Source organism: Pseudomonas frederiksbergensis (assembly GCF_001952935.1).
GTDB lineage: Bacteria > Pseudomonadota > Gammaproteobacteria > Pseudomonadales > Pseudomonadaceae > Aquipseudomonas > Aquipseudomonas frederiksbergensis.
In genome coordinates this window covers 5,023,916-5,037,297 of sequence record NZ_CP018319.1, presented here as the reverse complement: position 1 = coordinate 5,037,297, position 13,382 = coordinate 5,023,916, and the positions used below count along the sequence as shown (strand labels likewise).

At 59.2% G+C, this 13,382-nt stretch carries 11 protein-coding genes; 7 read left to right on the top strand and 4 right to left on the bottom strand.

What is annotated here, in order from left to right:
- Nucleotides 1-10: 10 nt before the first annotated feature.
- Complete coding sequence (locus tag PFAS1_RS23780; protein WP_076030759.1) at nt 11-3,841, bottom strand: leucine-rich repeat domain-containing protein; 3,831 nt, start codon at nt 3,839-3,841, stop codon at nt 11-13.
- A 200-nt stretch (nt 3,842-4,041) separates the two neighbouring features.
- Nucleotides 4,042-5,064 carry a protease SohB gene (sohB, locus tag PFAS1_RS23775; RefSeq protein WP_076030758.1) on the bottom strand — a complete coding sequence of 341 codons (1,023 nt, stop codon included), beginning with the start codon at nt 5,062-5,064 and terminating at the stop codon, nt 4,042-4,044.
- Between the two features lie 203 nt (nt 5,065-5,267).
- Between sohB and PFAS1_RS23770 the strand changes: the two genes are divergently transcribed.
- The 6 genes from PFAS1_RS23770 to PFAS1_RS23745 all read left to right on the top strand — a co-directional run bounded on the left by PFAS1_RS23770 (nt 5,268) and on the right by PFAS1_RS23745 (nt 11,921).
- Nucleotides 5,268-5,978, top strand: a complete 711-nt coding sequence (locus PFAS1_RS23770) for a histidine phosphatase family protein (protein ID WP_076030757.1) — start codon at nt 5,268-5,270, stop codon at nt 5,976-5,978.
- A 64-nt stretch (nt 5,979-6,042) separates the two neighbouring features.
- Nucleotides 6,043-6,357 (top strand): SCP2 sterol-binding domain-containing protein, encoded by a 315-nt coding sequence (locus PFAS1_RS23765; RefSeq protein WP_008154977.1) that lies wholly within the window; start codon nt 6,043-6,045, stop codon nt 6,355-6,357.
- 306 nt (nt 6,358-6,663) lie between these two features.
- Nucleotides 6,664-8,511, top strand: coding sequence for an amidohydrolase (locus tag PFAS1_RS23760; RefSeq protein ID WP_076030756.1), 1,848 nt, complete (start codon nt 6,664-6,666; stop codon nt 8,509-8,511).
- A 206-nt stretch (nt 8,512-8,717) separates the two neighbouring features.
- A complete protein-coding gene (locus PFAS1_RS23755; RefSeq protein WP_074877605.1) occupies nt 8,718-9,581 on the top strand; it encodes a LysR family transcriptional regulator in 864 nt (287 codons plus the stop codon).
- Nucleotides 9,582-9,687: 106 nt separating this feature from the next.
- Complete coding sequence (locus tag PFAS1_RS23750; RefSeq protein ID WP_076031588.1) at nt 9,688-10,833, top strand: SRPBCC family protein; 1,146 nt, start codon at nt 9,688-9,690, stop codon at nt 10,831-10,833.
- Between the two features lie 23 nt (nt 10,834-10,856).
- The gene (locus PFAS1_RS23745; protein ID WP_418329260.1) at nt 10,857-11,921 is read left to right on the top strand and encodes an SMP-30/gluconolactonase/LRE family protein; all 1,065 of its coding nucleotides are present in this window, start codon (nt 10,857-10,859) and stop codon (nt 11,919-11,921) included.
- Nucleotides 11,922-12,068: 147 nt separating this feature from the next.
- Here the strand turns inward: PFAS1_RS23745 and PFAS1_RS23740 are convergent, their stop codons facing one another.
- On the bottom strand, nt 12,069-12,311 hold the full coding sequence (locus PFAS1_RS23740; RefSeq protein WP_076030754.1) for a DUF465 domain-containing protein: 243 nt from the start codon (nt 12,309-12,311) through the stop codon (nt 12,069-12,071).
- Between the two features lie 217 nt (nt 12,312-12,528).
- On the opposite strand from PFAS1_RS23740, the gene PFAS1_RS23735 reads away from it, so the two are divergent.
- Nucleotides 12,529-13,050, top strand: coding sequence for a DUF4142 domain-containing protein (locus PFAS1_RS23735; protein WP_076030753.1), 522 nt, complete (start codon nt 12,529-12,531; stop codon nt 13,048-13,050).
- 50 nt (nt 13,051-13,100) lie between these two features.
- Here the strand turns inward: PFAS1_RS23735 and PFAS1_RS23730 are convergent, their stop codons facing one another.
- A complete protein-coding gene (locus PFAS1_RS23730; protein ID WP_074877613.1) occupies nt 13,101-13,289 on the bottom strand; it encodes a hypothetical protein in 189 nt (62 codons plus the stop codon).
- Between the last annotated feature and the right edge of the window lie 93 nt (nt 13,290-13,382).

The window sequence follows — 13,382 nt, the reverse complement described above, 5'->3', positions numbered from 1 at the left end:
ACAAATCCGTTCAAAAACCTGCGCGCTGTTCCAATGCCCTGAACGCCACCCATGGGTTTTCAAGCCGGCCTAGCACTGCGCTCAATCGACTCAATACTTCGTCCGAAGCATCTGCCGCCTCCAAAAGTCGCCAGACTCGCGCCTGAAGCGACAAATAGCTGACCTGAAAGTCGGCGGTCAGGCTCAGCCTGTCGATTGCGCTTAAGAACCGCGTACCGGAGGGTTTGTCTACCAGCCGCTGCCAAAGGGCTTTTCGGGACTGTTGCAGCGGTTCATCGCAGTCTCGTAGCCACACAATCGGCTGTCCATAGTCAGCACCTGGCGCGCTCAGCCATAAATTGATTCCCGTTTGTTCACGATGGCTGATCAGTCGGCGGAGTGTGTCCTCGTCTGTCAGTGGATTGCCCCCCAGCAGCACACGATCCACCGAGACGGCCTGATTTATCACTGCGGGGGGAACGCGGGTGATCCGGTTGTCACGCAAGTCCAGAGAGGTCATATAGGGCTCATCCCTGATGCCGATCGGGCACCGGGTAATCCGGGTGTCGCTCAGGTTCAGCCGACGCAAGTCATTCATCCCGAGCAACATGGGGGGTATGCCCAAGGGGTTTTCACTCAGGTCCAGCGTTTGAAGCCTGGCCAACCCGCTCAGCTGTGATGCCGTCTCTTCGGTGAAGACCAGGCCGGTGGCCCGGAGATTCAGCGACGTGAGATGAGTCAGGCTGAACATGGCCGTCGGCAGAACAGCCTGCACCTCACCCTCGGGGTCGAATTGGGTCAACTCGACACCCTCAAGATTCAAGGTCTGCAGATTGGGGAAACACTCGAGGAACCCATTCAAGGTTTCACGCTCGGTCACATGGAAGTGCGGCATCGACAACTCGACGACATCGTTGAACCGGATGTTCATCACCGGCAATCGATGATAGTCCTCGCCCGCCATGTCGAGCTTGAACCCGACAAGCTGTTCGCCTGAATAGATGCGCTGATCTTGCGATGCCCGCTTTCGCCAGAGGGTGATCAGCTCGTCAGCCAGCTCGATCCTGGTTTCACGTTCGTAGTCCATGGCGCTCTGAACCATGTTCTCGTTATGTACTTCAATCTGCTCTTCAGTCAGCCCCTGTGCCTCGTTGTCAGCTTCGTTCAGGAAGGGAATGTCCATTTCCACAATGTCTTGCGCCACCTGATCGATCCAGCCGCTCAGGTCGATGTGCAATTGTTGAAACGCCTGCTTCAGCGCGTCGATATGAGCCTGGGCCCTGCCACCGCTACGCAGTAGGACTTCATCGGCCTCGGCATCCGAGAAATCCGGATAAAGCTCCTTGAGCTGCAACCTCATCATCTCGTGCGTCAGCTCTTCGGCCTGAGGCGTACCAGGGAAGCCGCCACCACGCAGCCCTTGCGCCTCGAAGGGCAGGCCGGAATCCATCCTGCCCAGACCGAGCATGAATTCCGAACGCTGCATTGCCCGATCACCGAGTTTCAGCCGCAGTTCGTGGGCTGGATCAAGCGATGAAAGTTGCAGCGCCTCGCGTTCGTCCACGGACAGAACGTCAAGGAGTGCCGCATAAAAGTCCGTTTGCACACCGCGACTCAGGTAACGGCTCTCCACCTTGATCAACCGTCGAACATCGGTGGCGTCAAACGCACCGCTACGGTCCAGAACGCGGCTTGCGAGGGAACCGTCCTGGATTTCGATACGAAGGTTCTTTGGCCATCCGGGCAGATTTTTGAGGGAATGCAGGGCCAGCGTGTCGGACGCCGGGTTGACCACCGAGGGAAGGTACACCCCCTCATACGCACGATTGAGCCGTACATGCTGTTGGTATTGCTGGGCCTTGCTGTCGAGACGGTTGAACATCTGCCGAACCTGGACCGCGTCGGAAGGGCTCTGGATATCCACGCCATAACGGTCGAGCATTTGCTCAATGGCGCTTTTGGGCAGGCCGGGGTATTGGCGTTGAAACAACCGGACCGGTGCATGTTCCGAGTGCTGAAGCGCTTCGTAACGGCTGTTGAACTGTTCGACTCGCTCGCCCTGGGCCACAGCGGCTTGCTCGAGTTCCTGATCGATCCTGAAACGGCTGATGGTATCGGCCAGCAAAGGCGTCGGCGGACGCCCGACCTGCATCAGTCGCAGCATGTCATCATCGACAGCACTGACCTTGGCGATCTGCGCCAGCATTTCATCGCTGAAAGACGCCACCGACGGGCCGAGTCCGCGCAGAAGCTCCAAGCGGGTCGACGGCACCCGGTTGGGTAATTCGGCAGCCGGAGCAACGGCCTGGTCCGGCGTCGGTCTGGCAACCTCCTCCCCCGGCGCTGCGCCAGGTTCGCGAGCGCTCTCGGCAATGGCACCGGCCTCGGCCGCTTCACCCTTGAGCGCCGCACCTGCGCCGGCCAGCGGCAGCGCATTAAGCAAGCCAAATACCGTGCGCGTCACGCCCGCCGCTCTATCGCTCGATGTCGCACCGTTGACGACCTGATCAAGGCCATACCCGGCATCGATGATACCGGCCAGCACCAACAACCCTTCTCCGCCGGGCACGAACAACGCCAAAGGACCGAAACGGTTGATCCATTGCACAACCGGTTCGGTGACGGCACTCAAGTTATCCCGGTTGACCTGCGCATCGTCACGAATGGTGTTGACCCCGGCCAGGGAGGCCTCCTTCATGGTCAGGACCAACTGGGCAAACGGATCGGTGCCTGATGGCGAATCATCGAAGCCGATGTATCGGGCAGGCTCCCAAAAGCCGTCATCGTTGAAAAACCCCGCCTCTTTGGTCAGCCGGTGCTCCCTCGGGTAGACCGCCATGCCGTCCAGCGCCGTCAACACACCGGCATGGAAAGTGCCGTCCTTGCGATCATCCTCGGCGAAGTGAGCGGCCAAGGCCTGTTTCGTATCGTCACGCCTGCCCTGCTCTACAACCCACTGGTGCAATTGCCCGGAGTCTTCAAACGCATGCAGGGGCGACGAGTTACCGGGGATGTACAACAGAATCCTGCCGCCAGGTTCACGGAAGCCCCAGATGTCTTTCGAGGTGTAGCGATAAAGCTTCAAGCGTCCCGTAACAAGCATCGCAGGCACCCTGGTGGGTGCCTGTAATTGTTCGAATGTGAGCGTTGCCCATGCCTGATCCGACGGCAGCCCTGCCGCCTGCAAGGCCAGTGCGAGCCCTTCCGTGTCCAGACTGCTCTCACCCCGCTGCAGTAAAGCGGCCATGACGAAGGCGGCTTTGGCCGAGGTTTTCAGTGCATGGGGGGCAGGTGCGACGATCACTTCGTCCGATGGCCAGGCTTGATCAAGATAGGCCTGATACAGATCCTTGAGAGCCAGCTCCCAGACCCACTTTTTGAAGTCCGCCGGTCGCACGGCGATCTGGTTGGCTGGCCCGAAGATTTGCCCGACGTTTCGGCGATAGAGGCCTTCATAACTGTCGTGGTTGCCATCGCCACTATCGGCAAACTCGTCGACGTGCTCCACGATCTGTATGGATGGCCCGATGTCAGGCGGCGTATACAACCCAAACGCTGTTTCACCGAAGCCCCCGTCACCCACGGTTTGATAGTTGGAAATCAGCACCTGCACCAGCGACATGGCACTCGCCACCCGTCCCTGGTGGATGCCGTTTTGCGCGGGATGCCCCTTGTAGTCGTAATCGAGGGTCACCAGCTGTGCGGTGGCGGGATCAATATCATGACCCCACTTTTCTTTGATCAGGTGTTCGCAAAACTGGCTGGGAGTGAGCGGCAGCGCAGCATCCATGGCGGACTTCAGCACTTGGCGCATGCCGGGAGAGGTCGGTACATCGTCGGCTTTTTGAGGGTGGTCGATCATGGCGCATTCCATTGCAAGCATTTCAGGAACACCAGCCTAACTGACCACGGATCAACCGGAAGCGGGAGCGATCGACACAGATCCCAGGAAAATTCTCAAACACCGTAAGGAAAGTGGATGGACTTGAAACCCGCCCAAAAAAAATGAAACCGGGGAAGAATCCACGGTTTCATTTTTTTTACGGTGATGCTTGTCGAGTATTACCAGAAGCGTTGCTGGGTCAACCGGCTCCACCAGCTCAGCAGCACACGATCGACCGAGCCACTGGCCGCCATGCCGATGCGCTCTTGCAGGCTTTTGCGTTCGGCGTAGTGCAAGTGGTACAGCTCGGACTTCTTCGCTCGTTCGGCGAGGTATTCATCGCTGGTCTTGAGTTCGTCCACCAGTTGCTTGTCCAGCGCGGCGATACCGAGCCAGATTTCGCCGGTGGCCACTTCGTCGATGGCCAGTTGCGGGCGATAGCGCGAAACGAAGTTCTTGAACAACTGGTGAGTGATGTCCAGGTCTTCCTGGAACTTCTCGCGGCCCTTCTCGGTGTTTTCGCCAAACACCGTCAGCGTGCGCTTGTACTCGCCGGCGGTCAGCACTTCGAAGTCGATGTCGTGCTTTTTCAGCAGACGGTTGACGTTAGGCAACTGCGCCACAACACCAATCGAGCCGAGAATCGCGAACGGCGCGCTGATAATCTTCTCGCCGATGCACGCCATCATGTAGCCGCCGCTGGCCGCGACCTTGTCGATGCACACGGTCAACGGCACGCCGGCATCCCGGATACGCGCCAGTTGCGAGGACGCCAGGCCGTAGCTGTGAACCATGCCGCCGCCGCTTTCCAGGCGCAGCACCACTTCATCCTTGGGCGTGGCGAGGGTCAGCAGCGCGGTGATTTCATGGCGCAGGCTTTCAGTGGCCGAGGCCTTGATGTCGCCGTCGAAATCCAGCACAAACACCCGTGGCTTGGCTTCGGTTTTCTTCTTTTGCTTTTTCTCGGATTTGGCTTCGACCTTGCGCAAGGCCTTGAGCTGTTCCTTGTCGAGCAAGGTTTGCTCCAGGCGTTCACGCAGTCCTTTGTAGAAATCATTGAGTTTGCTGACTTGCAACTGGCCGACCGACTTGCGTCGACCTTTGCTGCGCAACGCCGCGAAACTGGCCAGGACCACCAGAATGGCGATCACCAGTGTCACGGTCTTAGCCAGAAAAACTGCGTACTCGGCAAAAAACTCCACAGGGACTCCTTTAATACGATGCGCTGCATGAACGCGCGCGGGATGCCTCCAGCATACCCATGCGCCGCCCTGGCGGCCAGCCGTGAAACCTCTGGCAACAGCCCTGTATCGGGCATTTCAAACAAGCGTATGTTTTTTCATTGACAGCTTACCGTCATCCTCATAACCTCGCCGAACCTTCAACGTACCGGGATGACGCGGACGTGGGCAGTATCTACTTGATTCGACATGGCCAGGCCTCCTTTGGTGCAGACGACTATGACGTCCTGTCGCCGACCGGTGTTCGCCAGGCAGAAGTCCTCGGCCAGCACCTCGCCGAGCTGGGCATCAGCTTCGATCGCTGCCTCTCGGGCGACCTGCGCCGCCAGCAGCACACGGCCAACAGCGCGCTGGAACAGTTCGCTGCGGCAGGCCTGTCGGTTCCCGTCCTGGAAATCGATTCCGCGTTCAATGAGTTCGACGCCGACGCGGTGATCCGCGCGCTGCTGCCAGGGATGTTACCGGACGAACCCGAAGCGCTGCACATCCTGCGCAATGCCGCGCAAAATCGCGGCGAGTTCCAGCGCATCTTCGCCCTGATCATCGAACGCTGGCTCGCCGGCACCTATGACACACCGGGCCTGGAAAGCTGGCTGGGATTTGTCGAACGGGTGCAGGCCGGTCTGCAGCGGATCCTCGAAAGCGCCGACAACACCCAGAAAATCGCCGTGTTCACCTCCGGCGGCACTATCACGGCCCTGCTCCATCTCATTACGCAAATGCCCGCCAAGCAGGCGTTTGAACTGAACTGGCAAATCGTCAACACCTCGCTCAACCTGCTGAAGTTTCGCGGTCGCGAAGTGGCTCTGTCTTCTTTCAATAGTCATGCGCACCTGCAACTGTTGAAGACCCCGGATCTCATCACGTTTCGCTGAGTCCGGACTATTGTGACCCTGGCTGTATTCACCCAGCTCTAATTACCCAAGAAAGGATCGAACCATGACCTCCGTAGCTGACGCCGTACAAGCAATGAAAGCCAAGTTCAACCCAGCCGCTGCTGCCGGTCTGGACCTGGTATTCGGTTTCCGCATCGACGACACCAAGAATTTCTCGCTGATCGTCAAGGACAGCACCTGCGAGCTCCAGGAAGGCGAAAACCCGGATGCCCAGGTGACTCTGGTGATGGACGGCGAAACCCTGGAAGGCATCGTCAGCGGCGAAACCGACGGCATGCAAGCCTTCATGGGTGGCAAGCTGCGCGCCGAAGGCGACATGATGCTGGCCATGAAACTGTCCGAGCTGTTCCCGGCCTAAGCGTGCCGCCCCCGACCTTCGGGGGCACGCCTGGCTGCAAACGAATCCCGCCCCTCGTGGCGGGATTCGTCGTTTTTCGCCATTGGAAAACGGCTACCTGTGGATTTGCCGTCTATATTCCTTCTGGCCGCATGCGTCAGACATCGGCTGCTTGCCTCGCTTTTTTATCAAGAACCTTTGCGCGGAGCACTGCCCATGAGCCCACCTGACGACCACGACGGATTTAACCGCCGACGTGTACTGCAAGGCCTTACGGCAGGCGCCGTCGGTGCCTGGATCAGCCCGCTAATCGCAGGGAGTAAAACCATGCCCGACGCCCCCGCCGACCTCATCCTGTACAACGGCCGCCTGCACACCGTCGATCGCAAGAAACCTCAGGCCAGTGCCGTCGCGATCAAGGACGGACGCTTCGTGGTGGTTGGCAGCGACGCCCAGGCCATGGCCCTGCAAGGCCCCGGCACACAAATTGTCGACCTGCACGGTCGCACGGTGATTCCCGGCCTTAACGACTCGCACCTGCACCTGATCCGTGGTGGCCTCAACTACAACCTTGAACTGCGCTGGGAAGGCGTGCCCTCACTGGTCGACGCGCTGCGCATGCTCAAGGATCAGGCCGACCGCACGCCCACGCCGCAATGGGTGCGGGTGGTCGGTGGCTGGAACGAGTTCCAGTTCGCCGAAAAACGCCTGCCGACGATTGACGAACTGAACAAGGCCGCGCCGGATACCCCGGTGTTCGTCCTGCATCTCTACGACCGTGCCCTGCTCAACCGCGCCGCGTTGAAGGTGGTCGGCTATACCCGCGATACGCCAAATCCGCCGGGTGGCGAAATCCAGCGTGATGCCAATGGCGACCCGACGGGCATGCTGATCGCCCGCCCCAACGCGATGATTCTCTACTCGACCCTGGCCAAGGGACCGAAACTGCCGCTGGAATACCAGGTCAATTCGACCCGTCAGTTCATGCGTGAACTCAACCGCCTGGGTGTCACCAGCGCCATCGATGCTGGCGGCGGTTATCAGAATTATCCGGACGACTATCAAGTCATCCAGCAACTGGCCAAAGACCAACAGCTCACAGTGCGGATCGCCTACAACCTGTTCACCCAGAAACCCAAGGAAGAACTGACCGATTTCAAGAACTGGACCAGCAGCTCCCACTACGGTCAGGGCGATGATTTTCTACGGCACAACGGTGCCGGGGAAATGCTGGTGTTCTCGGCGGCCGACTTCGAGGACTTTCTCGAACCCCGCCCCGATCTGCCGCAAACCATGGAACAGGAACTGGAACCGGTGGTCCGCCATCTGGTGGAGCAGCGCTGGCCGTTCCGTTTGCACGCCACGTACAACGAGTCCATCAGCCGCATGCTCGACGTGTTCGAGAAGGTTAATCGCGACATTCCGTTCGACGGTTTGCCGTGGTTCTTCGATCACGCCGAAACCATCACCCCGCAGAACATCGAACGAGTCAAAGCCTTGGGTGGCGGCATCGCGATCCAGGACCGCATGGCCTTCCAGGGCGAGTACTTCGTCGACCGTTACGGCGCCAAGGCTGCCGAAGCCACCCCGCCCATCGCTCGTATGCTCGCCGAAGGCATACCGGTCGGTGCCGGCACCGATGCCACACGCGTTTCCAGCTACAACCCCTGGACTTCGCTGTACTGGCTGATCAGCGGTCGCACCGTCGGTGGTCTGGCGCTGTACCCGCAAGGCTTGAGCCGCGATACCGCGCTGGAACTCTTCACCCACGGCAGCGCCTGGTTTTCCTCCGAGCAGGGTAAAAAAGGCCAGATCAAGGTCGGGCAACTCGCGGACCTGATTGCGCTGTCGGCGGACTATTTCCACATCGAGGATGAAGCGGTCAAATGGATCGAATCGGTCCTGACCATCGTTGACGGCAAGATTGTCTACGGCAGCGTCGAGTTTGAAAAACTCGGGCCGCCTCCCGTCCCGGTGGTACCGGAGTGGTCGCCCGTTGCCAAAGTGCCGGGCCATTGGAAACCCGTGGCGCCGCTGACGGCGCAGGTTCATCAATGTGTCGGGGCTTGCGCGGTGCATGCGCATCGTCATGAACGGGCGCGGCTGTCGTCGGCGCCGGTCAGCGATTTCGCCGGTTTCTGGGGAGCGTTTGGTTGTTCGTGTTTTGCGTTTTGAACGAATAGCCAAGTGAAAGGGGAAACTGTGGCGAGGGAGCTTGCTCCCGTTCGGATGCGCAGCAGCCGTAAACCATCCGACGGGAGCGTATCTGGAAAATCGTGGCGACAGGTTTTGGGGCCGCTTCGCGCCCCAGCGGGAGCAAGCTCCCTCGCCACAGGTGAGCGGTGCTCTTACAATGGCGCACCTCCCGCACCGGCCGCCCCATGGATATCGATCTCGCCCGCACCTTTCTGGAAATCGTCCGCCACGGCAGCCTTGCCGCAGCCGCCGAAAAACTCCACGTCACCCAGACCGCGATCACCGCGCGCGTGCAAAAACTGGAAAGCCAACTCGGGAGCACCCTGTTCGTGCGCAACCGCGCCGGTGCGCGTCTGACGCCGAACGGTGAAGCCTTCGTGGTCTACGCCAATCAACTGGTCGAAACCTGGGAAGCGGCGCGCCGGGACTTGCCGTTGCCCGAGGGTTATCGCGACGTGTTGCACATCGGTGGCGAGGTCAGCCTGTGCAATCCGCTGATGCTCAGTTGGGCCGGCGCGCTACGCGAGAAGATCCCCAGCCACGCCCTGCGCATGGAAATCCGTGACGGTGAAAACCTGCTGCGCCAGCTGGAACTGGGGGTGCTGGATGCGGCGCTGGTTTACCAGCCCGAGTATTGGCCACGCTTGCAAGTCGAACAGGTGCTGGAAGAAAAACTGGTCCTCATCCGCCTGGCCGCACGACCTGATCCCTACGTGTACATCGACTGGGGCCCGGACTTTCGCCGTCAACACGATGCAGCCCTGCCGGAAAAAGCCAAAGCCGCGCTGAGCTTCAACCTTGGCCCACTGGGCTTGCAGTACATTCTGGAAAACGGCGGCAGCGGCTACTTTCGCACTCGGGTGGTCCAGAGTTATCTGCAAAGCGGTGTGCTGGAGCAAGTGCCCAAAGCCCCCGAATTCAGCTACCCGACCTATCTGGTTTACTCCCGCGACCGCGACTCGGCGACCCTGCAACAAGCCTTCGACCTGCTGCGCGAAGTGATCAAATCCGACGATGACTGGTCGCAACGCTGGAACCCGCTGACCTGAATCCGGTTTACACCGAAGCATGGCGGTTGTGTCCTCAAGGTTGGGCCAGCCAAAACGCCGGGATCGTCTAATCTGCTGGAGATAACAATAACGACAGGTGATTGCAGTGAGGCAGACCACCGAAGCATTCCGCGCCCGCTACCGCGCTGCAATTCATCCGCTCTACAACCCATGGCTGCACGGCACTTTTGTGCTGCTGTTCGGCTTGCTGGCCATCGGCGGATTCTGGAGCACGGTGCACCAGGTTCAGCCACTGCAATGGCTGGCGGTGCCGTTGACGTTGTTGTTTTTCAACTTCGGCGTGTACATGGCCCATCGGCACTTGGGACATCACAAAAAGAACTTCGCGCGAATGTTCTATGCCCGCCATGCCGGCGACCATCACAGCTTTTTCGCCCCTGGACACATGACCTACGAAACGGCGCGAGACTGGCGGGTGATTCTGTTTCCAGCCTGGCTGATCGTGTTGCACACGCTCGTCATCACCCTGCCCGTCTGGTGGCTGTTCAAGCAGTTCGATGCCAACGTCGCCGGGTTGATCGGCGGCTGCCTGGTCCTCGGCTACCTGGCCTACGAAGTGTTCCATGCCTGCGAGCACCTGCCGCCGGAAAACCTCCTCACACGGTTGCCGTGGATCTGCCAGATGCGCCGCCTGCATGAACTGCATCACCGTCGTGAGCTGATGCAGGAGCGCAATTTCAACATCGTTTTGCCGCTGATGGACTACCTGTTCGGCACCCTCTATTGGGAACCGGAGCCGACTGACCTGCACTCGACGAGAACGCCCATGACCTGCATGCAGCATCACATCGACATTGCTGGAGACCCGATTGACGTGCTCGCCTATGCCTGCACCGTGACCCGTTGGCCGGAGTGGCATCCCTCGTCTCTGAAGGTCAATGGCCAGAGCGGTCCGCTGCAGGCCGGTGGGCGGTTCGAGGAAGACATCAAGGCCGGCGGGCGTGAGGGACACCTGCACTGGGAGGTTAACGAATACCTGCCAGGACGCCGCTGGAGTGCCTGGGCCCATGACGATCACGGGTTGTCTTTGGTGGTGACTTACGAATGCGAGGCCCGAGGCGATAGCACACGCTTTGTCCGCACCCTGGAGTATCAGTTCAGCAGCCTGGCGATGCGCATTGCCAATCGACTGCTGCTCAAGCGCCGCATCGATCGTGAATCGGCAGCTTCGATGCTGACATTGCGCGAGCTGGCGCAAAAACAGTGGGCCCCGGCAGGAGTCAGCGCGTGAGTCGAACCGCCAGGTTTCGCCATATGGTATTGCTGCTGATCATTGCCATCGGCGCCTTTCTGCTACTGATGCCGACCAAGGTACAACCGGTGGCCTGGACACCGTCACCGGCGCCCTCCCTCACCAGCGGCATCTATGCCGACAATCAGCGCCTCAAAGGTGTGGAGCGCGTTGGCGCCGCTGATATCGACGGCCCGGAAGCGTTGCTGCTGGAGGAAGACGCGCTCATCACGGGTTTGCATGACGGCCGATTGATCCGTACCAGCCTCGACGGCAAGGTCACCAAGGTCCTGGCCGATACGGGCGGCAGACCCTTGGGGCTGGCCCGTCATCCCAACGGGATGCTGGTGATTGCCGACGGAGTCAAGGGCTTGCTGTCACTGGATGTCCAGGGCCGGTTGATTCCATTGACCACAGCCGCCAACGGCGTGCCCTTCGGTTTCACCGACGACGTGGTAATCGACAAGTCCGGGCATTACGCCTATTTCAGCGATGCCTCCAGCCGCTTTGGCTACGGCAGTGACGGCGACGCGATCATCGAGCACGGCGGCGATGGCCGCTTGCTGCGTTATGACTTCCAGACTGGCAAGACCGCGGTCTTGCTGGACAAGCTGGAATTCGCCAACGGCGTGACGTTGGGACCGGACGATGCCTTCGTGTTGGTCAACGAAACGGGCGCCTATCGCATCAGTCGCTACTGGTTGAGCGGGCCGAAAGCCGGCACCCGTGATCTATTCATCGACAACCTGCCAGGGTTGCCGGACAACCTCGCGTTCAATGGTCGCGACCGCTTCTGGGTGGCGCTCTATGCGCCGCGCAATGCCTTGCTCGATGCCACCGCGCCGCATCCATTCGTGCGCAAGATGATTGTGCGGGCCATGACTTTCCTGCCTAAGCCGGTGGAGAAACGCGCCTTCGCCCTGGGCCTGGATCTGGACGGCAAAGTGATCGCCAACTTGCAGGACGGTAGCCGCGACAACTATTCGCCGATCACCACCGTTCGCGAGTATGGAGACTGGTTGTATTTCGGGTCGTTGAAGGCCAGACACATGGCGCGTTTACCACTCAGTACGGCGTTACAAAAGTAAGCTCAATAATGTAGCAGCTGGCGAATCCTGGATTCATGGGGCACCTCGCATGGAGCCGTAGATTCGGACCCTGAACATTCGAGGTGCCGGTATTTATCGCCGTTCCAATTTTTCAGTCACCGATCGTCGGTGACCAGACAGGGCGCGTCAGGACGGCGTCTGGAGCCGATCAACGATCTTTTGCTTAACCTGCACGCGCTTCTCCTTGAGTTTCTTCAATGCGTCATCGCTGGGCGCATCCGATTTGGCGGTTTCGGCCTTTACGACCTCAGCATCCGCCTGTGAATACTTGTTGATCAGTGAATCCAGTAATGGATCCTTGGTGCGTTTTTGCTGGATATCTTCCTTTGAAAGTTTGAGATCCTGATAAAGGTCGTGTGGCACCGGCATGGAACACCTCCGTTTGTTGATCGGAGGCAAACGCGATCAATGGCGTTCACCAACTATCAGAATGGCCTCGGTTAGCCCGTTCTGTCGACCGCCTATCAGACCAGCGGTGCCCGTTCGTCGCCCTGCCGTAAACGCAATAAAACCTTTGCCCGCTCGTCGGCATCCACAGGTTAACGATCAATCGATCGCCCATGAAAACCTGTGTGGAGAATAACCAATGGACGGATTTACCCTGCGCCACCTCACGTTGGCCGTTGCCTTGAGCACCAGCATGGGCACGGCTTTCGCTGCCACTTCCAATGACTTCGTCGACAAGGCGGCCGCGGGTGGTATCGCGGAAGTCGAAACGAGCCGATTGGCCCTGGAAAAAAGCTCATCGGCGGACATCAAGGCATTCGCCAACATGATGATCACCGACCATTCCAAGGCCAACGATGAACTGGCGGCGCTGGCGAAAAAGCACGACATCGAGGTACCGGACAGCACGACGATAGTCAAACAGGCGAAAGAGAAAATCCTCGACTTGCGCGATGAATCTTTCGACGCGGCCTACGCCAACAATCAGGTGAAAGCCCATGAAGACACCATTGAGCTGTTCAAGAAAGAAGCCAACACCGTAACGGACGACAAAACCAAAGGCGCCACTGATCTGAAAGGGTTCGCGCAGAAAATGCTGCCGGCGCTGGAGAAACATCTGCAAATGGCGAAAAAGCTCCAGGCTGCTCATCCAGACAAATAACCCTCCCACGAAAAGGCCGCATCGTTTGATGCGGCCTTTTCAGTTCCTGACTAACCACCATCAGTATCGATATCGGCATCGGTGTCATCCCCGGGTTTGGGCCGGTCGGGATTCGGCTTGAAGCCCGGGCTGAACTCGTTGTCGTTATCGGTGTGGCGTTGCTTCTGGTCGACCGCTTTGTCTGCGCTTTCCGGTTCGGGGGTTTTTGCGTTTTCCTCAAGATCACTGTCATCGTTCATAAGTACCTCGTTCATCACTGCACATGCGCGGCTGAAACAGTCGGGCCTTGAAGATTCGAAGCCGCTGCGCAAACAACGTTCCATCGAATGAGT